This is a genomic window from Leucobacter sp. GX0328 (genome assembly GCF_053567315.1).
Genome location: NZ_JBSGPC010000001.1, coordinates 489,520 through 509,692, shown reverse-complemented (window position 1 = coordinate 509,692; position 20,173 = coordinate 489,520). Strand labels below are relative to the sequence as shown.

Below are 20,173 nucleotides of genomic sequence, written 5' to 3'. Positions count from 1 at the left end.
GCAGGACTCCTCGGTGTCAGAGGCGCTCGAGCACGTAGTCGATGCAGCTCGTGAGCGCGAGCGCATCGGCCGGGTCGATCGCCGTGAACGTCGCGACGCGCAGCTGGTTGCGGCCGAGCTTGCGGTACGGCTCCGTGTCGACGATGCCGTTCGCACGCAGCGCCTTCGAGATCGCCGATGCGTCGACGCTGTCGTCGAAGTCGATCGTGACGACGACCTGCGAGCGGTGCTCGGCCTTCGCGACGAACGGGGTCGCGACCTCGCTGCGCTCGGCCCAGTCGTAGAGCAGCTGCGACGATTCGCGGGTGCGGGCGTCGGCCCAGGCGAGGCCGCCCTCGCCGTTGATCCACCGCACCTGCTCGTCCATGAGCGCGAGCGTCGCGAGCGCCGGAGTATTGAGGGTCTGGTTCTTGCGCGAGTTCTCGACCGCGCCCGCGAGGTTCAGCGTCGATGGGATGTAGCGGTCGCACGCGGTGACCCGCTCGATGCGCTCGAGCGCGGCGGGCGATACGAGCGCGAACCAGAGGCCGCCGTCCGAGGCGAAGTTCTTCTGCGGCGAGAAGTAGTAGACGTCGGCCTGCGAAGCATCGAAATCGATGCCGCCTGCGGCGCTCGTCGCGTCGATGACGGTCAGCGATCCCTCATCGCCCGAGACCCGCTGCACCGGGGCCATCACGCCCGTCGAGGTCTCGTTCTGCGGGTACGCGTACACGTCGACGCCTTCGAGCGCCGCCGCCTCCGAGCGCGAACCGGCCTCGGCGTTACGGATATCGGGCTCTTCGAGGAAGGGGGCCGCGCCAGCCGCCGAAGCGAACTTCGCGCCGAACTCGCCGAAGGTCAGGTGCTGGCTGCGGCGCGCGATGAGCGAGTGCACGGCCGAATCCCAGAACGTGGTCGCGCCGCCGTTGGCGAGCAGGATCTCGTAGCCCTCGGGGGCCCGGAACAGTTCGAGCAGGCCTTCGCGCACGCTCCCGACCAGATCCTTCACCGGCGCCTGGCGGTGCGAGGTGCCGAGCACGCGCGGCTGCAGCGAGGCGAGGCGGTCCAACTGCTCGCCTCGCACCTTCGACGGGCCGCAGCCGAAGCGGCCGTCTTCGGGGAGGAGTGCCTGGGGGATGGAGATATCTGCCATGGCACTCCACTCTACCGGCTCGATGCACCGCCCCGAGCAGCCGCCCAGCCGGGTTCCTCTAAGATGAAACTCGAGAGCCGAGGAACAGAGGTGCAGATGGTCGACCTGATCGATACCACCGAAATGTACCTGCGCACCATTCTCGAACTCGAGGAAGAGGGCATCGTGCCCCTGCGAGCACGCATCTCGGAGCGCCTCAGCCACTCGGGCCCGACGGTGTCGCAGACGGTCGCCCGCATGCAGCGCGACGGGCTCGTCGTCGTCACCGACGACCGTCGGCTGGAACTCACAGAGGCGGGTCGCGCCAAGGCCGTGCAGGTGATGCGCAAGCACCGGCTCGCCGAACGGCTGCTCTCGGACGTGATCGGCCTCGAGTGGGCGTACGTCCACGAGGAGGCGTGCCGGTGGGAGCACGTCATGAGCGAGCGCGTCGAGCGCAAGATCCTCGGCATCCTCGACCACCCCGTCGAGTCGCCGTACGGCAACCCGATCCCGGGGCTCGACGAGCTCGGCATCACCCGCGTCGGCTCGTTCCAGACGGGCGTCACGGGCGTCCTCGACCTGCTGCACGAGCACGGAGCCACGGTCACGGCCCGCGTCAAGCGCCTCGCCGAGCCGCTGCAGGTCGACCCCGCGCTGCTCGAGCAGTTCAGCACCGCCGGCATCATGCCCGGTTCCACAGCCTCCTTCACCCGGCGCGACGACATCGTGCACGTCGAGGTCGAAGGATCGCGTGAGGCGCTCGATGTCCCCATCGAGACGGCCGCACACATCTTCGTTGCGTCGTAGGGCCGAACCTACGCCGCCCCCCTGCCCGGGGTAGTCGCGAAACCACATCGATCTGGAGTTGATAGACCAAGGAGTCCCCCATTGTCCCTGCCTACCCCCGAAGCCCATCTGCGCGCCGTAGCCGAAACTGTCAGCCAGCGCAGCGTCGGTGAATCCGAGTTCCTGCAGGCCGTGCACGAGGTGCTCGACACGCTCACGCCGGTGTTCGCGGAGCACCCCGAATACATCGAGGCAGGCATCCTCGACCGTCTCGTCGAGCCCGAGCGCCAGCTCGTCTTCCGCGTGCCTTGGACCGACGATTCGAACCACGTGCGCGTCAACCGCGGCTTCCGTGTGCAGTTCAACTCGGCGCTCGGCCCGTACAAGGGCGGTCTGCGCTTCCACCCGAGCGTCAACCTCTCGGTCATCAAGTTTCTCGGCTTCGAGCAGATCTTCAAGAACGCGCTCACCTCGCAGCGCATCGGCGGCGGCAAGGGCGGTGCCGACTTCAACCCGGCCGGCAAGAGCGACGCCGAGGTCATGCGCTTCTGCCAGAGCTTCATGATGGAGCTCGTGCACCACATCGGCGAGGACACCGATATCCCCGCCGGCGATATCGGCGTGGGCGCTCGCGAGATCGGCTACCTCTTCGGCCAGTACCGCCGCATCACGCAGCGCTACGAATCGGGCGTGCTCACCGGCAAGGGCGTCAGCTGGGGCGGCTCCGAAGTGCGCACCGAGGCGACCGGTTACGGCGCGGTCTTCTTCGCGGAGGAGATGCTGCTGCGCGCCGGCGAGGGCATCGAGGGGCGCCGCGCGATCGTGTCGGGCTCGGGCAACGTCGCGACCTACGCGATCGAGAAGATCGAGCAGCTCGGCGGCAAGGCGATCACGGCATCCGACTCGAGCGGATACATCGTCGACGAGCAGGGCATCGACCTCGAACTGCTGAAGCAGATCAAGGAGGTCGAGCGCGCCCGCATCCACGTCTACGCCGAGCGGCGCCCGGGCGCCCGCTTCATCAAGGGCGGCTCGGTGTGGGATGTGCGGGGCGACCTCGCCTTCCCGTGCGCGACGCAGAACGAGCTCGGCGCCGATGCGGCCCGCGCGCTCATCGCCAACGGCGTGCGCGCCGTGTCCGAGGGCGCGAACATGCCGACGACCCCCGAGGCCGTCGAGCTCTTCCAGGACGCCGGGGTGCTCTTCGCGCCGGGCAAGGCCGCGAACGCGGGCGGCGTAGCGACCTCCGCGCTCGAAATGAGCCAGAACGCCTCGCGCGCCCAGTGGGGCCGCGACAAGAGCGAGAACCGTCTGCACGACATCATGCGCGATGTGCACGCGCAGACGTACGCCGCCTCGGAGCGGTACGGCCGCCCGGGCGACTACGTGCTCGGCGCCAACTCGGCCGCGTTCGTCACGGTCGCGCAGGCGATGCTCGAGCAGGGCGTCATCTGATCACGATGATCGTCGACTGATCGCTCATGCGGCGGCGATTCCCGGGGTGCTGCACTCTCCACGGATCGCCGCCGCCCTGCGGCCGTTCCCGTCCGCGAGGCGCGGTCCGCACGAATCGGCTCCCGGGGTCGCGAGATCGTTCGGCGTCGAGATATCGCACCGTCCGAAAACCTGGAGATCACGCCAAGTTTCAACCTAGGTCGAGACTTTCGTGACCTCAGCGTGACATTCCCGTTATCTTCGGTTACCCTTGAACGGTCGCGGCTTCCGAAGGGTCGCAACCACTGAAACGAAGCTCGTTCAACGTAAGGCAGATGAAACTCGTGGCTCAGACCCCCAGCACCGCACTAGCGCTCACCAGCGAGGCGCCCAAGGCAACCTCCTCGACCGGCAAGCGTATCGCGCAGATGGCGGGCGCAGCGGCCCTCAGCTTCGGCATGATGGGCACGTTCGCGCTTCCCGCATACGCGACGGCACCGGAGGGCGACGCTTCGCTCATCGACGGCTACTCCGCTCCCGCGCAGTCGCTGCAGACCGCCGACGTCGCAGTCGCAGAGGTTCCGACGATCGCCCTCGAAGGCGTCGAAGACGCCGCGATCCTCGCCGCCGAGGCCAAGCTGGCCGAAGAAGAGGCGAAGGCCGAAGAGGCGAAGAAGCAGGCTGCTGCATCGACCGAGAACAAGGCCTACTCGGGCGTCGACATCCCCGCGGGCGCAGGCGCCTCGGGCATCGTCTCGGCCGCCCTCGCGCAGCTCGGCGTGATGCAGGATTGCACCGCCCTCGTCGAGAACTCGCTGCGCGCTATCGGCATCCCCGCCGGTGACCTCGGTACCCAGATCGGCGAGTACACCGCCCTCGGCGGCACGCTCGTCTCGAGCGGCGACTACGCCCCGGGCGACGTGCTCATCTGGCCGGGTCGCCACGTGGCGGTCTACATCGGCAACGGCCAGGCCGTGCACGGCGGCTACGGCGGCAATCAGACCGTCGTCGCGGGCGCGTTCATCGACGGCGCCCCCGGCGGTGTCGTGCGCTTCTGAGTCGCAGACTCTTCGAACGGGCGGGGCTTCGGCCCCGCCCGTTTTTCGTCACCCGCGTGAACGCGCCGAGGCCCGGCGCTGCTAGAATCGACTCTTGGTGCGTGCGCGCTCCAGGCCTCTGTAGCTCAGTGGATAGAGCACTTCTCTCCTAAAGAAGGTGTCGTAGGTTCGATTCCTATCAGGGGCACTGTTCTTCCGGAGCATCGCTTCGGAAGAACAGAGCCGTCGCGCCGCAGCGCGACCTCGGCGGTTCCCAGTTGTGAACTATCCGCACCGCGTGCGGAACCGAAGCTGCGCTTCGTTGATCCGTGCTGTCGTAACATCCGCCCGTTGCCCGCGCTGCCGTGCGAGGATGGGGACGTGCCGCCCATCGACCTGGTTTCCCTGCCCGCGGGCGAAGTGGAGCTGCACGATGCCCGGCGGAAGCGTCGATGGACCGTGCGGCTGGAACCGTTCGAGATCGCGCGGGTGCCCGTCACCCTCGAGCAGTACGCGCAGTTGACCGCGCGGCCGGTACCGAGCGCCGAGATCGACCCGCAGGTGCCGCTCGCAGACCTCTCGTGGCGCGATGCGATCGCGCTCTGCAACGCCGCATCCGCCGTCGAAGGGCTTGCGCCCGCGTATGCTCTCGACGGTGACGACGTGAGCTGGCGGGTCGGCGCCGACGGCTACCGGCTGCCCACCGAGGCCGAGTGGGAGTACGCCTGCCGGGCCGGCACGAGCGGCCCCCACTACGCGCCGCTCGAGACCGTGGCCTGGACGTCGCGCGACGGCGTCGATGCGCCGCACCCCGTCGGCGCGAAGCGCCCGAACGGCTTCGGCCTCTTCGACGCCCTCGGCAACGTGTGGGAGTGGTGCTGGGATCTGCTCGACCCCGCCCGGTACGGCGACTACCGCGTCTTCCGCGGTGGCGGATTCGCCGACGAGGCCTGGAGCGTGCGCGCGTCGACGCGCCGCGGCGGCGCTCCCGGCATGAGCCACCCGGATGTCGGGCTGCGTCTCGCGCGCGGGGCGTTCGCGCCGGGCCCCGTCGTGCAGGGCTGGTCGGCCGAAGCCGATCGCGAGCGCGCCGCGATCGGCGGCCCGCTGCCATCGGGCTGGACGCCGCGCGGCGCTCGACCGTAACGGCCGCCGCCGGGCCTACCCGCCCGAGAGGCGCAGGTCGCGCCGCGAGAAGAGCGGCAGGCCTGCGACGGTGAGCGCGACGGCCGCGACGGCGAGCCAGACCGGCTGCCACCAGGCGATGCCGTGCACGAGGGGCGGCCCGGCCAGATAGGCGCGCATCGGCGACCACCACGCCGCATCCCCGTGGCCCGATGCGAGCAGCAGCGTGTACCCGAAGTACGACGCCACCGCGGCACCGGCCGTCGCCCAGACGGCGAGCGGAGCGCGCCCCGTCGCGGCGGTCACGAGCAGCGCCAGCCCGCCGAAGCACCAGCCGGTGAGCGTCAGCAATGCGCAGACGCCGGCGAGGTGCGCGATCGAGACGTCGATGCCGGCGATCGCGATGCCCGCCCAGCTGCCGAGGAAGAGCGCGACGGCGACGACGAGCACTGCGACCGCCGTGGCGGCCGCGACGGTGCCGTAGACGCGTGAGCGCGAGATCGGCTGCGCGAGCAGCAGCGACATGCGCCGCGCGCGCTCCTCGCCGCCGATGCCCGACGACGCGGCGACCGTCGCGACGAGGATCACCGCCGCAGGCGCGACCATGCCGAAGATCTCGAGGTGCAGAAACCCGGCGGCCGTGCCGAGGTCGCCGCCGCCGAAGAGATCGGCGAGAGTCTGCGGGAATGTCGCCGCGAAGTCGCCCATGAGGCGGCTCAGCGAGCGGTAGAGCAGGGGCATCGAGACCCCCATGAGCAGCCCGACGACGAACACGACGTAGGCGAGCAGCATCTGCTCGGCGGCGAGACGCAGCCCGAAGAACGACGAGCCCCGCCCGGTCGGGGCGAGCACCCTGCCGACCCGAGGCATGGCGCGCAGCCGTTCCAGCAGCGACGGGGTGCCGGCGGTGAGGCGCAGGTCGCGCGCGCGGAAGGCGAGCGCGCCGAGGGCGAGCAGCACGAGGGCTCCGCCCAGCAGCAGTGCGAGACGCGCGCCGTCGACACCGTTCACGAGCGGCGTCGCGCCGTTGAACCAAGACCACGGGATCCAGTCGGCCGCCCCCTCGCGCCACATCGGCAGCAGCCCGGCGCCGAGCCAACCGAGCACCATGACGGCCGCGGCCACCCCGCCCGCGGCGGCCCTGCGGCCCGTCGCCGCCCCGATCGCGAACGCGAGCGACGCGTGGAAGACGGCGGCGGCCGTGAGGTGCGCCACGAGGGCGAAGAGGTGCGCGTCGCCAGTTTCGGCGCCGAGCACCCGCGGTGCGATCTCGGCGACCGCCCACAGCAGCGCCCCGCCGGCGACGATCAGGGCGATCATCGCCGCGCCCCGTCCGGCGACGTAGCCCGTGCGCGAGATCGGCCGGGCGAGCGCGAGGTGCAGCGTGCGCGCCTCCTCCTCGCCGGCGACGGCCCGCGCGCCGATCGAGATGGCGACCCCGACGAAGGCGAGTGCGCCGATCGAGGCGAGCATCTCGTTGTAGGCGATGAGCGACGCGTCGGCGTGCGCGGGGATGCCGGCGAGTGCGCGTACCGCCTCGGGCAGCCGCTCGTAGAGGGTCAGATCGATGTCGCGGTAGACGGCGAGGCCGAGCGCGAGCATCGCGGCGACCGCGGCAGTCGCGATGAGCAGCCCTTTCCAGCCCGAGACGAGGCCCCGGCGCAGCACCGCGGCCCGGGCCGCCGCGGCGGTCATGACCCCTCCTGGTAGTAGGTGAGGAAGATGTCCTCGAGCTCCGCCTCCTGCGTGCGGATGTCGCGCAGGCGGGCCCGAGCGGTCACGGCCTCGAGCAGCCGCGCCATGTCGCCGTCGAAGTGCAGCTCGACGCGGTCGGACAGCACCTCGAGATCGCGCACCCCCGCGATGCCGGCGAGATCGTCGGCGGCGAGCGCCCCGTCGAACTCGATCTCGATGCGGCGCATCCGTTTGCGGCGCATCGCCGCGACCTCTTCGACGGCGACGAGGGAGCCGCGCCTGATGATGCCGACGCGGTCGGCGACGCGTTCGACCTCGGCGAGCGTGTGGCTCGACAGGAACACGGTGCGGCCGTCGGCGGCGGCCTCGCGCATCATCGCCCAGAACTCGTGCTGCACGAGCGGGTCGAGCCCGGCGTTCGGCTCGTCGAGGATGAGCAGTTCGGGGTCGTGCATGAACGCGGCGATGAGGCCGATCTTCTGACGATTGCCGGTCGAGAGTTCGCCGACGCGCTTGTCGAGGTTCGCGTCGAGGCGCTCGGCGAGGCCGTCGATGCGGCGCCGGTCGACACCGCCGTGCAGCTCCGCGAAGAACCGCAGCGTCTCGCGGCCGGTCATCGCTGGCCACAGCGCGAGGTCGGCGGGGAGGTAGCCGAGGCGCCTGCGGTGCGCGACGTCGCGCGGCGGAGCGCCGAGCACCGCGGCGGTGCCGGCGGTCGGTCGCAGCTCGCCCATGAGCAACCGGATCGTCGTCGATTTGCCCGCGCCGTTCGGCCCGAGGAAGCCGAAGACCTCACCCGCGCGTACTTCGAGGTCGAGGTCGTTCAGCGCTGTGAACGCGCCGTACCGCTTGGCGAGCCCTGCGGTCTCGATCGGATTCATGGTTCCTCCTGCAGTTCATCGAGCGCGGCGCCGTACCGGGCCGCGGCGTCGGGGGTCGCGACGCCGGCGAAGATCTCCATCTGCGTGCGCAGGTAGCGCGCGAAGCCGGGCTGGGCGGTGAGGTCGGCGGCGCGCAGGTCGACGCCCATGAGGCGCTTCAGGTGGCGGTGCAGCGACAGGGATCCGAGCGCGAACACCGTGAGCACTGCCGCGCGGGCCCGCTCGTCGGCGGTCGGAGTGAAGATGCCGAGCTCGGTGCCCTCGGCCATATAGGCCGAAGCATCGTCGACGATGAGGTCGACCAGGTGGTCGATGAGCGGGCTGTCGTCGGCGACGCGGGCCGAGAGATACCCCATGAGGTGCGGGTCGCCGCTCGCACGAATCGCCGTGAGCGCATCGAACCCGGGGGTTTCGCGGATCGCGCTCTCCTTGATTCGCCTGATCGCCGCGGCCACATGGTCGTCGCAAGCGGTCAGCAGCGCTGCCATCGACCCGAAGTGGTGTCTGATGAGCCCGGCCGAGAGCCCGGCGCGCTCGGCGACGCCGCGGGCGGTGAGATCGCGCGAGTGCCCCTCGGCGACGATCTCGATCGCCGCGTCGCGCAGCTTCGCTCTGGCCGTTCGATCATCCGTCATGACACGAACGTATAACTCCTTATACGTTTGTGCAATCAGGAAAGATTACGGAGAGGAGGCGCTGCCGCCCGCGGTCTCGGCGAGCGCCCGGTAGAGCGCGGATTTCGAGCCGAAGCCGAACGTCTGCGCGAGCGTCGTCGCATCGATCTCGACGTTCTCGCGCCGCATCCGCGTCGCCGCGGCGCCGCGCAACCCGCGTACGTGCCGCTGCACCGTCGTGCCGTGCCGCTGGAACTCGAGCTGCAGGCTGCGCGCCGAGACCCCGAGCCTCGGGGCCAGGGTGTCGGCGCTGAGCTTCGAGTTGCTGATGTCGAGCAGGATCGCTTCGGTCGCCCGATCGAAGAGCGGCTGCGACAACGGCGACCCCTGCCGCATCAGATGCACGATGGAGCGCGTCATCTCGGCGACCGCGTGCCTGAGGGGCGGGCCGGTGGGCTCCCGGCGCGCGGACTGCGCGAGGGCCGTGAGCATGCGGAACGCGCCGTCGACGACTCCGGCGTCGATCGGCTCGCCGTCGGTCGTCGAGGGGAGCGGGATATCGGCGATGAGGCTCGCGGACATGCCGATGAAGACGAGCTCGTTGCTCGACTGCTCGAGAGCGAACTCCACCTCGGAGATGCCCGGCGGGATGAGCGCGATGCCGGGGGAGCGGGTGAGCACCCCCGCGCCCGACACCGAGACGTCGCCGTTCGGGCTGAGCACGAGCGCCGCTCGGTGCCGCGAGATCTCATCTCGCGGCCAGAGGGCGGTGCCCGATGGTGCGTGCGCGTGCGCGATCGTGATGTCGGCGAGCTGCGCCACCTGCATACGGGTCGCCTGCGTCCCGCTGAAGCCCGTGACCTGGAAGTTCGCGGCAGCGAGGTACTCGCTCACCGGGCTGCCCGGTGCGAGGTCGCCTGCGCCGTGCAGCTTGAACGAGCGATGCCAGTACTCGCGGTTCTGAAAGTAGCGGAAATGCGCGTTCCGCCGACTCTTCTGTATCTCTCCCATGCGTGCGATGTTCCCCTCCTATGCGTAATCTCACCATGGTGCGCGAGCGGGGCTCCGATGCGTGCGCAGAATGAGTCATTCTTGCGCAATCAGGGACTGTTCTGGCGATTTCCGCAGCGCCCTCCCGATATGCGCAGAACCGTTCGGGGGCCTGCGCCGAGAATCTACTCTCGGTGCAGGCAGGGCCCGTCGGCAGCGCTGCTTCCCCCCGAATCAGCGCTTCCGGCGGGTGCTGCCGCTCTTCCCCTCCGAGCTCAGTCGGTGAACTCCGGCGCCACGATCAGCGACACCCGTTCGCGCAGATACGCGCGCAGCGACGGCGCCCCCTCGAGCGGAGCGCCCGCGCGCCACCGCACCCGCACGACGGCTGCGGCGCCATCTCCGGCACCGGTCGGGGCGACGCCGATCGGGTCGGCGGAGGCGAGACCGGTGACCCCGGCCGGGGTGAGCGGCAGCTCCCGGGCATCGTAATTGACCGGTGAGCCGGCCGCATAGCCGCCGCGCAGCGCCGCGGCCGCGATCTCGCGCCGCTCCTCGCGCGAGACCGACTGGTAGTTGGGGCGCCCCCGCTCCGCCGCCCGCGTCGCGCGGCCCAGCGCGTAGAGGCGCGCATCGGTGCCGAGCAGCAGTGACCCCAACCGCCAGACTTCGCCGAGCGGCACCATTCGAGCGGGGCGCGAAATGAGCAGCACCCGCCGCGCCTCGACATACTCGGCGAGCGCCTCGGGGGCGACCGCTGCAGCGCTCAGGGCCGCGGCCGCCTCGCGGCACGCGTCGCCCGCCTCGGCCGCCGCCGCCTCGAGATCCGCCTCCTGCTGCACCACGCCAGTGTAGCTCCGGGTGCGCCGTAGAATCGGTGGCATGAACGAGCGCCCGACGGAGTCCATCGAGATCGAACGCAAGTACGAGGTACCGACCGCGCTCGCACTGCCCGACGCCGCCGCGCTCGCCGCCGCTGGCTTCGCCGCCGCCGAGCCGCGCACCTTCGCACTGCGCGCCGTCTACTACGACACCGAGCACGGCGACCTCGCGCAGCACCGGCTCGCGCTGCGCCGCCGCGAAGGCGGTCCCGATGCCGGCTGGCATCTGAAGCACAAGAACCGGACCGGGGCCCACGAATTCCAGTGGCCCGAATCCGACGAGATGCCGGCCGGTCTGCGCGACGAGGTCGCCCGGCGCATCGGCGCCGAGCCCGAGCTGACACCGCTCGCCGAGCTGCGCACCGAGCGCACTGTGGTGCTGCTGCACAGTGCTCCTAGTACTCCCAGTGCTCCCAGAACTCCCGATGTTCCCCCGCGCGGCGGAGCCGAGACCGCCGTGATCGAGCTCGTCGACGACCGGGTGCGCACGCACGACCTGCGCACCGGAGCGCACCGCGCCTGGCGGGAATGGGAAGCCGAGCTCGTGCCCGGTGCAGATACCGCACTGCTCGACGTGCTCGAAGCGCTGCTCTGCGAGGCCGGAGCTTCGGCGTCGCCCAGCCCCGCGAAGATCGCCCGGGCGACGGGCCGCCTGGTGCCCTGGGCGCTGGCCGCGGGCGCCGACGACGCGACGCTCGCTCGTCTGCGCGCGATGGAGGCCGACGACCTCGCAGCCGGCCTCGCCGCCGACGCGCAGAACGACCCCGCGCCCCGCTAGGCTGGAGCCATGAGCACGAACCGCAAAGGCGGGCGCGATGCCCGGGGCGGCGACAAGGTCGACCCGAAGGCCCGGCGCAAGCAGATCATCGTCGGCCTCGTCATGGGCGCCGTCGTCGGTCTCGTGCTCAGCCTGCTGACCGAATTCTGGCTGTGGCTGCCCGCGGGCGTCGCGATGGGGCTCGCCACGGGCGCCATCATGAAACCGCCGCCGGGCCGCTGACCCGAACCGCCGCCGACCACCGTGCAGGTGTCGCGGGAACGAACCGACAGATCTGAGGAGATCGCTGTGAGTGCACTGCTGCCCGAGGGGCGCAACGATGTCGTACGAGGTATCGCGGCCGAGGTCGCGCTCGACGCCGTACCCGCTGCCGACGTGGTGTCGGGCGAGCCCCGCCAGGGCACGCTCGAGCTCGGCGGCATCGCCGGTGCCGCGCTCGGTATCTGGGAGCTGCGCGGCGGCGTCGTGACCGACACCGAGGTCGACGAGTTCTTCGTCGTGCTCTCGGGCGGGGCGACGATCGAGCTGCTCGGCGGCCCCGAGATCGATAACGGCACGGTCGCCGCGGGCACCGCGATCGAGGTCGGCCCGGGCGACACGATGCGCCTCGTCGCGGGCACGCAGACGCGATGGACGGTCGAGGATCACATCCGCAAGGTGTACATCGCCGAGGCGTGACCTTCGAACTCCCCGAGTCTCGCGACGAAACTCCGGGCGAGTTGCGCTGAATCCCGGCCATTGCGCATATGGTGGCCGTGTGTGGAGCGTAGATCGGCGACGGCAGAACAATGCCAATGGTCGCGACAAGGGAATGCCGGATCAGACGGCGACCGAGGCTGAGCAGCCTCGGAACGAGGGCGCCCTCGCGACCGCACCCGATCCATCGCCGAAAGCGGCGCCTCCCGAAGACCTCACGGCGCACCTCACCGGCCCCGTCTCGCTCGTCGACTCCTACGCCGACGAGCACTCGAAGTGGCGGCGCGAGCTCGCCGGCATCGGCGGCCGCAACCCGCTCCTGCACTTCGACGATCGGCCCGCGAACCGCATCGAGCTCTCGACCACGCACCCCGGAGGGCTGCCCCAGTTCATCACCGGCAACAAGATCCTGCTGTCGGCCCTCATCCGCGACGACCTGGCGCTGCGCCACGCGCGCGCCGCAGCCGGGCGGGTCACCGACAAGGCGATCGAGATGCGCACCGTGCGCGGGCTCGAGACCGTCAACCTCGGCGTGGGCATCGCGAAGTGGTCGTACGAGGGCGAAGATTTCTGCGCGCCGGTGCTGCTGCGCCCGCTCGCGATCCGCCGCTACGGCCGCGACTACGAACTCAAGCTGAAGCAGTTCCCGGTCGTCAACTCCGAACTGATCCGCGCCCTGCGCGAGCAGTTCGGCATCACGCTCGATGCACGATCGCTGATCGAGCTGTCGCAGTCCGAGGGAGTCTTCAAGCCGCAGCCCGTGATCGACCGCCTGCGCCAGATGGTCGCCGGCGTCCCCGATTTCATGGTGCAGCCGAGGCTCGTGGTCTCGTCGTTCCACAACGTGTCTCAGGGCATGGTCGCCGACGCCCGGGATCTCGACCAGCCGATCCTCGAAGCCGTGTGCGGCAACGAGCCCGCGAAGCAGCGCCTCGCCGAGGCGTACCGCCCGGCCAGCCCGCTGCCCGCCGACGAGCGCGCGCCCGACACCGATCGCTGCCTCTACGACGCCGACGCCGAACAGGACGACGTGCTCGCGCAGATCGACGCCGGCCACTCGATCGCGGTGCGCACGCTCCCCGGCACCGGCGGCACCCAGACCGTCGTGAACGCTATCGGCAACCTCGTGCGCGCGGGTAAGCGCGTGCTCGTCGTCTCGCCGCGCCGTGCGACGCTCGATGGCATCACGCACCGGCTCACCCGGGCGGGCCTGCCCGGACTGGCGGTCACTCCGAGCCGCCTGCGCCGCAACCTCGTCGAGTCGATCAGCCGCAACGAGAACGCCGCCCCCGAGCAGATGCGCGAGGTCGACGAGGCGCTCGTGCGCCTGCGCGGCGTGCTGCTCGACTACCAGACCGCGCTCGAGACCCCCGACGAGCGCTTCGGCGCGTCGCCGCTCGACGCGCTGCGCCGCCTCACGACGCTTTCGCTCGGCGAACAGCCGCCTGCGACCACCGTGCGCCTCGACGACGAAGCGCTCAGCCGGCTCACCCTCGACCGCAGCTCGGTCGCCGAGTCGCTGACCGAGGTCGCGCGTCTCGGCCAGTTCCAGTACGGCCCCGAGGATTCGCCGTGGTACGGCGTCGACTTCGCGAGCACCGACGAGGCCCGCACGGCGTACCGCCTCGCGGTCGACCTCGGCGAGTCGCAGCTGCCCCGTCTCATCTCGATGGCGAACGAGGTCATCGGCCAGACCCCGATGCGTCCCTACGCCACCATCGCCGAGCTCGGCATCTACCTGCGCCTGCTCATGGGCGTGCGCGACACCCTCGACCGCTTCACGCACGAGGTGTACGACCGATCCCTCACCGAAGTCATCGCCGCCCACGCCCCGCGCGGCAACGAAGAGATGACCTCGGCCAACAAGCGCCGCCTGAAGAAGCTCGCGCGCGAGTACGTGCGCCCCGGTGTCACCGTCGGCGACATGTATTCGCGTCTCGTGCAGATCCAGCAGCAGCGCGTGCTCTGGCAGCGCTACTCGGCCATCGCCGGCGCCCGCCCCGAGGTGCCGCTCGGCATCTCCGACGTCGTCGTCGCCTTCCAGGCCGCCTACCAGGATCTCGACGAGCTCGACCGGGTGCTCGGCACCGCGCACGAATCCGAGCGCATGAAGAACCTCTCGCTCGGCGCGCTCGCGAACCGCATCGCCGACCTCTCGCGCGAATCCGAGGTGCTCCAGAACATCCAGGAGCGCACCGCGATCGTCGAGCGGTTGCGCGCCCAGGGCCTCGAACCGCTGCTCGACGACCTGTCGTCGCGCCACATCCCCGCCGAGGACGTTGCCGCCGAGCTCGAGCTCGCCTGGTGGCAGTCGGCGCTCGAACGCATGCTGCAGACCAACCAGGCCCTGCTCAGCGCGAACACGAGCGTGCTCGAACGGCTCGAAGCCGACTTCCGCCTCGTCGACGACGCCCATGCCGGCGCGAACGGCGCTGGCCTCGCCGCGACCCTCGCCGACGCCTGGCGCGTCGCCGTGCTCGACTACCGTCAGGAAGCCCTCGCCCTGCGCGAGGTGCTGCGCGGCGGCTACGCCTCGATCGGCTCCCTCGCCCAGCGCGCCCCGAACCTGCTCGGCTCGCTCGCGCCCGTGTGGATGATGTCGCCCTACGAGGTGCCGCAGCTGCCCGATTCGCTGCGCTTCGACACCGCGCTCATCGTCGACGCCGGCGCCACGACCCTCGTCGAGAACCTCGGCGCGCTGCGTCGCGCATCGCAGGTCGTCGCGTTCGGCGACACGGTGACGCAGAGCCCCGCGCCCTTCGCGGTCTCGGTCGGCGACACCGGCCCGAGCGAGAACGAAGACGTCGAAGCGATGCACGCAGCGTCGACCTTCGCGCAGCTCGAGGCCGTGCTGCCGACGCTCTCGCTCACCCGCAGCTACCGCGCCGGCGGCGAAGACCTCACCGATCTCGTCAATACCCGCTTCTACGACGGCGCCATCCAGTCGCTGCCGTGGGCCGGCAGCTTCCTCGGCCACTCGAGCCTCACCTACGAGTTCGTGCCGGGCGGTCAGGGCCTGCCCGACCAGCAGTCGGGCGCGGTCGAGAGCACCGACGCCGAGGTCGACCGCGTCGTGCAGCTCGTGCTCGAGCACGCGAGCGAGCGCGCTGGCGAGTCGCTCATGGTCATCACTGCGAGCGCGCGCCACTCCGTGCGCGTCTACCAGGCCGTGCTGCAGGCGTTCTCGAAGTTCCCGCAGTACCGCGACTTCCTGCTCGGCGCCCGCGCCGAACCGTTCGCGGTGCTCACCCTCGAGCAGGCGACCGCGCAGAGTCGCGACCGCGTCATCTTCTCGATCGGCTACGGCCGCACCCCGCACGGCCGTGTGCTCTCGAACTTCGGTGCGCTGGGCCGGCCCGGCGGTGAGCGCCTGCTCGCGGTCGCCATCACCCGCGCCCGCCGCGCCATGACCATCGTCAGCTGCTTCAAGCCCGAAGACCTCGACGCGAACCGCATCAAGCACGGCGTCATCGAGCTCGCCGAGCTGCTCGCCTTCGAGCACCCGGAGCCCGAGCCCCTGTCGCTGCCGGCGGAGCGCGACCCGATGATCGGCGAGCTCGCCGACCGGCTCGAGCACCTCGGCCTCGAGGTCACGCTCGACTATCGCGGAGTGATCCCGCTCGCGGCGTCGTTCGGCGAGCGCGCCATCGCCGTCGAGATCGACCTCGGTGAGGGCGACAGCCTGCGCGACTCGCTGCGGCTGCGGCCGGCGGTGCTGCGCCGTCTCGGCTGGCACTACTACCGCGTGCACAGCTTCGATCTGTTCGCCGACCCCGACGAGGTCGCCCATCGTATCGCGCGCATCATCGGGTGCGAACCCGAGGTCGTGACCTCGGGTGAGTGAAGCGGGGTCAGCGCCCGAGCCTCAGCCTGCCGCGCAAACCGAGGAGCGGTCTGCGCGGCGCCGCGGGTCTCATCGCCGTGCGACGAGGCCCGCCGCTGCGGGTGTCGACCCGTCGCCGTCGCGGCATCCGTTGAACTCGCGCGCGGCAGAAGACGCCCCCGAGGGCTGGGGCGAGCCGTCGGCGCAGCGCGCGGCCGGCGAGAACGAGGCGCGGCTCAAGCGCGACCGCCCGCCGCACTGGGGGTAGCGGCGGGCGCGGCGATCCCTGACGGCGCGAGTGTGCAGGTGCAGTGCGAGCGTGCACCCGGAATGCCGTGATCGCGCTGCACGCTCGCTCTGGAGGTATACACTCGCGCGGGGAATGGCGCGGGGAAGTGGCACGGGCGGAGTGGCGCCGGGGAAGCAGCTCGCTAGGAGGCTGAGCTCGACGGGCCCGAGGAAGCGGAGCTCGACGATGACGAGCCCGAAGACGAGCCCGACGATGAGCTCGATGATCCCTGGCCGGATGCGCTCGAGGACGACGAGCCCGAACCACCGGAGCCCGACCCCGACCCGGAGCCCGACCCCGACCCGGCCCGCGAATCGGTGCGGTAGAAGCCCGACCCGTTGAAGGTGACGCCGAGCGAGCCGAACACCTTGCGCAGCGTGCCGCCGCACTCGGGGCAGATCGTCAGCGCGTCGTCCGAGAACGACTGGTAGATGTCGAAGGCATGGTCGCAATCGGCGCAGCGATAGGCATAGGTAGGCACGATCTCAGATCTTACCCCCGCGGGGCGAAGCGGATGACCCGGCTCGGGGTGACCGCGCCGTCGACGGGAGAATCGTGGGGCTCCGCAGGGATCTCGGGCAGCACCTCGTCGTCGTGCACGATCGCGAATATCGGGGGCCGCCGCTCGAGCGACGCGATGCAGCGGTCGTAGTAGCCGAGGCCCCACCCCATGCGCATGCCGCGCAGATCGACCGCCGAGGCCGGGATGAGCATGAGGTCGACATCGCCGACCGCCGTGCCCGGCAGCAGTTCGCCGATCGGTTCGCTGATGCCGTGGGCGCCGACGACGGTGCCGCGGCCGTCGGGCCTGATCCAGCCGAGCCGGTGGCCCTCGAGCGACTTCGGCAGCAGTACATCGAGGCCCGTGCCCGTCGCCCATTCGAGGAACGCGGCGGTGTCGGGCTCGCCCGGCATCGCGAGATAGCACGACAGCGACCGCGCCCCCGTCTCGCGCACGAGCCGCGCGAGGTGCTCCGCGAGCCCGGCGGCCGCCGCGAGCCGCTGCTCGGGCGACAGGGATCGCCGGCGCCGTCGCACCTCGCCGCGGATGCGGCGCTTCTCGGCGACGAACGACGGTTCGGGCGGTGCGGCGGGTTCCGGTGCCTCCATATGCCTCAGGATAGGCCGCCGGGCAGCCCGTTCGCGAGCCATGTCATTCCTATGGAATATGGTGTGGGTATCAGCCCGCGAGATTCCGGAGGTTACATGTCTCAGAATGCAGCATCGACGAATGTCACGAAGGCCGTCATCCCGGCCGCTGGTCTCGGCACGCGCTTCCTGCCCGCGACGAAGGCGATGCCGAAGGAGATGCTGCCGATCGTCGACAAGCCGGCGATCCAGTACGTCGTCGAGGAGGCCGTTTCGGCGGGCCTGCGCGACGTGCTCGTCATCACCGGGCGCAACAAGGGCAACCTCTCGAACCACTTCGACAGCGTGCCCGAGCTCGAATCGACGCTCGCGAACAAGGGCGACGAGGCGAAGCTCAACAAGGTGCACGAGGCGAGCGAGCTCGCCGACGTGCACTTCCTGCGCCAGGGGCAGCCGCTCGGCCTCGGCCACGCGGTCGGGCGCGCACGGCAGCACGTCGGCGACGAGTCGTTCGCGGTGCTGCTCGGTGACGATCTCATCGACGCCCGCGACCCGCTGATCGACCGGATGATCGCCGAGCACGATGCGCGCGGCGCGACCGTGATCGCGCTCATGGAGGTGCCGCAGAGCGCCATCCACCTCTACGGCTGCGCCGCGGTCGAGAGGACCGACGACCCCGACGTGGTGCGGGTGACCGGCCTCGTCGAGAAGCCGGCCGCGGCCGACGCGCCCTCGAACCTCGCGGTGATCGGCCGCTACGTGCTGCGCCCCGAGATCTTCGACATCCTCGACGGCCTCGGGCCGGGGCGTGGCGGCGAGATCCAGCTCACCGACGCGCTCAACCACCTCGCCGAGGGCAAGGGCGATGGCCCCGTCTACGGCGTCGTCTTCCGCGGCCGACGCTACGACACGGGCGACCGCGCCGACTGGATCAAGGCGAACGTGCTGCTCGGCGTCGATCATCCCGAGATCGGCGACGAGGTCGGCGACTGGGTGCTCGATTTCGCCGAACGCCTGCGCGCCCGCCGCGCGGCCGAGGCCCCGGAGCCGCAGCACCGATCGTGACGCCCCCGCGCCCGCTCGAACCGCCCCCGCCGATGCGCGAGGGCCGTATCGGCCTGCGCCTCATCCGGGTCTCGGATGCGGCCGCGCTCGAACGACTGCTGCGCGAGAACCGCGAGTGGCTCGTGCGGTGGGAGGCGACGCACCCGTCGGGCCGCGGCATCGAGCCCGGCTCGGTGTCGATGCGCCCCACCATCCGTGCCATGCGCAAGCAGCTGCGCACCGGCCGCGGCGTACCGCTCGTCATGACGTACGACGACGCGGTCGTCGGGCAGCTGAGCATCTCCGAGATCAGCGGCGGGGCGCTGTGCTCGGCGCAGATCGGCTACTGGGTGGCGCAGAGCGTCGCGGGGCGGGGCATCACGCCCACGGCCGTCGCGCTCGCCATCGACCACGCGTTCTCGCACCTCGGCCTGCACCGCATCGAAATCTGCCTGAGGCCCGAGAACGACGCCTCGCGCCGGGTCGTCGAGAAGCTCGGGCTGCGCTTCGAGGGGCGGCGCCACGCCTACATCCACATCGACGGCGCATGGCGCGATCACGACTGCTTCGCGGTGACCCGCGACGAGACGGACGGCGGGATGCTCGGGAGGCTCGCGCACCGATCTTGACCGCTTCGCGGCGCGCCGGGGAACACGGCGCGCGCGGGGGCCGTACAGTTTACGGCATGAGTGGCGGCGGATTGGGTGGTGGCGTGATCTTCGTGGTGGCGGCGCTGCTCTGGGCCGCCGTACTGGTGCCGGCATGGCTCAGACGCCGCGAGTTCAAGGCCGCCGAACGCAACGCGCTCCGGCTGCAGCGCACGCTGCGAGTGCTCGCCGAGACCTCGGAGGTGCCGCAGGAGGTGCGCGTCGAAGCGACCGCCCGCGAAGCGCTCGCCCAGGAGAAACTGCTGCGCACGGCGCAGCGCAGGCAGGATGCGGAGCGCGAGGCGCAGCTCGCATCGGAGCGCGCCGAGCAGGTGCGCGCCGAGATTCTCGCCCAGCAGTCGCAGCGCAAGCACCAGGCGATGCAGCGGGCCGCGAAGCTGCGCCGCCCCGTCGTGCGCCGCGCGCGCGCCATCGCCGCGCTCGCGACGGTGCTCGGCATCGCCGGCGTGTGCGTCGGCGCAGGGCTCGCGCTCGCGGGCAGCGGCACGCTGCTGCTGCTCGGCGCCTCGCTGCTCGGTGCGATCGGTGCCGGCGTGCTCGTGCTGCTCGCACCGGGCCGCGCCAAGGTGCATCCGATCGCCGCCGAGAACGTCGAGCCCCCCGTCGCGGCAGCGGAGCCGATCGCGGAGCCGGCGGAGCCCGAAACGGTGAGCGAGGATGCCGCGGCAGCGGCGCACGCCGCCGCCCAGCAGGTCGCCGCCGCCCGCATCTCGCGGGCCCGCGCCCTCGCCCGAGCACGTGCCGGGCAGACGAATGTGCCGATGGAGAACCAGACCGACTCGATCCTGCTGCGCGAGGCCCGCGCGCAGGTCGAGCGCGCCCGCGGTGCCGTCGCCGCGGGCGGAACGACGGGGCCGCTGGCGCAGGATGCCGAGCGCCTGGCCGCCGAAGCCCGCCGCACGGCGGAGGCCGCGGCGCAGGCCGATCAGCGCCGCGCCGACGAGGCCGCGCTCGAGGCGACCGTGCAGCGCCGCGCCGAATCGAACGCCCGGGCCGCGCGCCTGCAGGCGATGGGCGTCATCGGCGACACGAGCGAGGGCAGCCTCGATCTCGACGCGGTGTTCCGCCGACGCCGCAACGCGGGCTGACACCGCCGCGCGACGGGCCGCACCGTGTTCGAAGCGGGCGCTCGGATCTGCTAAAGTGATCCGGTCAGGGTCTTTAGCTCAGTTGGTAGAGCGCGTCGTTCGCAATGACGAGGTCAGGGGTTCAATTCCCCTAAGATCCAC

At 71.1% G+C, this 20,173-nt stretch carries 19 protein-coding genes and 2 tRNA genes; 13 read left to right on the top strand and 8 right to left on the bottom strand.

Annotated elements, in window-relative coordinates; all coding sequences use genetic code 11:
- Positions 1-16 precede the first annotated feature (16 nt).
- Positions 17-1,132 (bottom strand): phosphoserine transaminase, encoded by a 1,116-nt coding sequence (serC, locus tag ACUYTF_RS02315; protein WP_449279275.1) that lies wholly within the window; start codon positions 1,130-1,132, stop codon positions 17-19.
- Between the two features lie 96 nt (positions 1,133-1,228).
- On the opposite strand from serC, the gene ACUYTF_RS02310 reads away from it, so the two are divergent.
- The 5 genes from ACUYTF_RS02310 (at position 1,229) to ACUYTF_RS02290 (ending at position 5,517) form a co-directional block, all read left to right on the top strand.
- Positions 1,229-1,921, top strand: coding sequence for a metal-dependent transcriptional regulator (locus ACUYTF_RS02310; protein WP_449279274.1), 693 nt, complete (start codon positions 1,229-1,231; stop codon positions 1,919-1,921).
- A gap of 81 nt (positions 1,922-2,002) precedes the next feature.
- Positions 2,003-3,355 carry an NADP-specific glutamate dehydrogenase gene (gene gdhA, locus ACUYTF_RS02305; protein WP_434141001.1) on the top strand — a complete coding sequence of 451 codons (1,353 nt, stop codon included), beginning with the start codon at positions 2,003-2,005 and terminating at the stop codon, positions 3,353-3,355.
- Positions 3,356-3,678: 323 nt separating this feature from the next.
- Entirely contained in the window at positions 3,679-4,392 is a 714-nt protein-coding gene (locus ACUYTF_RS02300) for an NlpC/P60 family protein (RefSeq protein WP_434141003.1), read from the top strand.
- Positions 4,393-4,506: 114 nt separating this feature from the next.
- Positions 4,507-4,579: transfer RNA gene (locus ACUYTF_RS02295), tRNA-Arg, on the top strand.
- Between the two features lie 173 nt (positions 4,580-4,752).
- Positions 4,753-5,517: a formylglycine-generating enzyme family protein gene (locus ACUYTF_RS02290; protein ID WP_449279273.1), complete on the top strand. Its 765-nt coding sequence runs from the start codon at positions 4,753-4,755 to the stop codon at positions 5,515-5,517.
- A 15-nt stretch (positions 5,518-5,532) separates the two neighbouring features.
- Here the strand turns inward: ACUYTF_RS02290 and ACUYTF_RS02285 are convergent, their stop codons facing one another.
- The 5 genes from ACUYTF_RS02285 to ACUYTF_RS02265 form a co-directional block, all read right to left on the bottom strand.
- Positions 5,533-7,191 carry an ABC transporter permease subunit gene (locus ACUYTF_RS02285; protein ID WP_449279272.1) on the bottom strand — a complete coding sequence of 553 codons (1,659 nt, stop codon included), beginning with the start codon at positions 7,189-7,191 and terminating at the stop codon, positions 5,533-5,535.
- Positions 7,188-8,072: an ATP-binding cassette domain-containing protein gene (locus tag ACUYTF_RS02280; RefSeq protein WP_449279271.1), complete on the bottom strand. Its 885-nt coding sequence runs from the start codon at positions 8,070-8,072 to the stop codon at positions 7,188-7,190. Before ACUYTF_RS02280 ends, ACUYTF_RS02285 begins: the two co-directional genes overlap by 4 nt.
- The gene (locus ACUYTF_RS02275) at positions 8,069-8,707 is read right to left on the bottom strand and encodes a TetR family transcriptional regulator (RefSeq protein ID WP_449279270.1); all 639 of its coding nucleotides are present in this window, start codon (positions 8,705-8,707) and stop codon (positions 8,069-8,071) included. Before ACUYTF_RS02275 ends, ACUYTF_RS02280 begins: the two co-directional genes overlap by 4 nt.
- Before the next feature lie 45 nt (positions 8,708-8,752).
- The gene (locus ACUYTF_RS02270; protein ID WP_449279269.1) at positions 8,753-9,697 is read right to left on the bottom strand and encodes a helix-turn-helix domain-containing protein; all 945 of its coding nucleotides are present in this window, start codon (positions 9,695-9,697) and stop codon (positions 8,753-8,755) included.
- Positions 9,698-9,951: 254 nt separating this feature from the next.
- On the bottom strand, positions 9,952-10,518 hold the full coding sequence (locus ACUYTF_RS02265; RefSeq protein ID WP_449279268.1) for a hypothetical protein: 567 nt from the start codon (positions 10,516-10,518) through the stop codon (positions 9,952-9,954).
- A gap of 40 nt (positions 10,519-10,558) precedes the next feature.
- Between ACUYTF_RS02265 and ACUYTF_RS02260 the strand changes: the two genes are divergently transcribed.
- From ACUYTF_RS02260 to ACUYTF_RS02245, 4 genes are all read left to right on the top strand, one after another.
- A complete protein-coding gene (locus ACUYTF_RS02260) occupies positions 10,559-11,335 on the top strand; it encodes a CYTH domain-containing protein (RefSeq protein WP_449279267.1) in 777 nt (258 codons plus the stop codon).
- Between the two features lie 9 nt (positions 11,336-11,344).
- Positions 11,345-11,557, top strand: coding sequence for an HPP family protein (locus ACUYTF_RS02255; protein ID WP_434141018.1), 213 nt, complete (start codon positions 11,345-11,347; stop codon positions 11,555-11,557).
- 66 nt (positions 11,558-11,623) lie between these two features.
- Positions 11,624-12,013 (top strand): cupin domain-containing protein, encoded by a 390-nt coding sequence (locus ACUYTF_RS02250; protein ID WP_434141020.1) that lies wholly within the window; start codon positions 11,624-11,626, stop codon positions 12,011-12,013.
- A gap of 133 nt (positions 12,014-12,146) precedes the next feature.
- Positions 12,147-15,875, top strand: a complete 3,729-nt coding sequence (locus ACUYTF_RS02245) for an AAA family ATPase (protein ID WP_449279266.1) — start codon at positions 12,147-12,149, stop codon at positions 15,873-15,875.
- 410 nt (positions 15,876-16,285) lie between these two features.
- Here the strand turns inward: ACUYTF_RS02245 and ACUYTF_RS02240 are convergent, their stop codons facing one another.
- Both ACUYTF_RS02240 and ACUYTF_RS02235 read right to left on the bottom strand, forming a co-directional pair.
- Entirely contained in the window at positions 16,286-16,624 is a 339-nt protein-coding gene (locus ACUYTF_RS02240; protein ID WP_434141023.1) for an FmdB family zinc ribbon protein, read from the bottom strand.
- A gap of 11 nt (positions 16,625-16,635) precedes the next feature.
- Positions 16,636-17,253 (bottom strand): 5-formyltetrahydrofolate cyclo-ligase, encoded by a 618-nt coding sequence (locus ACUYTF_RS02235; protein ID WP_449279265.1) that lies wholly within the window; start codon positions 17,251-17,253, stop codon positions 16,636-16,638.
- 96 nt (positions 17,254-17,349) lie between these two features.
- Between ACUYTF_RS02235 and ACUYTF_RS02230 the strand changes: the two genes are divergently transcribed.
- The 4 genes from ACUYTF_RS02230 (at position 17,350) to ACUYTF_RS02215 (ending at position 20,172) form a co-directional block, all read left to right on the top strand.
- Positions 17,350-18,297 carry a UTP--glucose-1-phosphate uridylyltransferase gene (locus tag ACUYTF_RS02230; protein WP_449279264.1) on the top strand — a complete coding sequence of 316 codons (948 nt, stop codon included), beginning with the start codon at positions 17,350-17,352 and terminating at the stop codon, positions 18,295-18,297.
- A complete protein-coding gene (locus ACUYTF_RS02225; RefSeq protein ID WP_449279263.1) occupies positions 18,294-18,905 on the top strand; it encodes a GNAT family N-acetyltransferase in 612 nt (203 codons plus the stop codon). Before ACUYTF_RS02230 ends, ACUYTF_RS02225 begins: the two co-directional genes overlap by 4 nt.
- A 56-nt stretch (positions 18,906-18,961) precedes the next feature.
- Entirely contained in the window at positions 18,962-20,032 is a 1,071-nt protein-coding gene (locus ACUYTF_RS02220) for a hypothetical protein (protein WP_434141029.1), read from the top strand.
- Positions 20,033-20,099: 67 nt separating this feature from the next.
- Positions 20,100-20,172: transfer RNA gene (locus ACUYTF_RS02215), tRNA-Ala, on the top strand.
- Position 20,173: the final 1 nt, after the last annotated feature.

Bases quoted from the DNA above. Each gene is read 5' to 3' on its own strand.
- ACUYTF_RS02245 (WP_449279266.1), top strand. From the start codon at position 12,147: ATGCCGGATCAGACGGCGACCGAGGCTGAGCAGCCTCGGAACGAGGGC.
- ACUYTF_RS02270 (WP_449279269.1), bottom strand. From the start codon at position 9,697: ATGGGAGAGATACAGAAGAGTCGGCGGAACGCGCATTTCCGCTACTTT.
- ACUYTF_RS02220 (WP_434141029.1), top strand. From the start codon at position 18,962: ATGAGTGGCGGCGGATTGGGTGGTGGCGTGATCTTCGTGGTGGCGGCG.
- serC (WP_449279275.1), bottom strand. From the start codon at position 1,132: ATGGCAGATATCTCCATCCCCCAGGCACTCCTCCCCGAAGACGGCCGC.
- ACUYTF_RS02275 (WP_449279270.1), bottom strand. From the start codon at position 8,707: ATGACGGATGATCGAACGGCCAGAGCGAAGCTGCGCGACGCGGCGATC.
- ACUYTF_RS02310 (WP_449279274.1), top strand. From the start codon at position 1,229: ATGGTCGACCTGATCGATACCACCGAAATGTACCTGCGCACCATTCTC.
- ACUYTF_RS02235 (WP_449279265.1), bottom strand. From the start codon at position 17,253: ATGGAGGCACCGGAACCCGCCGCACCGCCCGAACCGTCGTTCGTCGCC.
- ACUYTF_RS02260 (WP_449279267.1), top strand. From the start codon at position 10,559: ATGAACGAGCGCCCGACGGAGTCCATCGAGATCGAACGCAAGTACGAG.
- ACUYTF_RS02230 (WP_449279264.1), top strand. From the start codon at position 17,350: ATGTCTCAGAATGCAGCATCGACGAATGTCACGAAGGCCGTCATCCCG.
- ACUYTF_RS02285 (WP_449279272.1), bottom strand. From the start codon at position 7,191: ATGACCGCCGCGGCGGCCCGGGCCGCGGTGCTGCGCCGGGGCCTCGTC.
- ACUYTF_RS02280 (WP_449279271.1), bottom strand. From the start codon at position 8,072: ATGAATCCGATCGAGACCGCAGGGCTCGCCAAGCGGTACGGCGCGTTC.
- ACUYTF_RS02255 (WP_434141018.1), top strand. From the start codon at position 11,345: ATGAGCACGAACCGCAAAGGCGGGCGCGATGCCCGGGGCGGCGACAAG.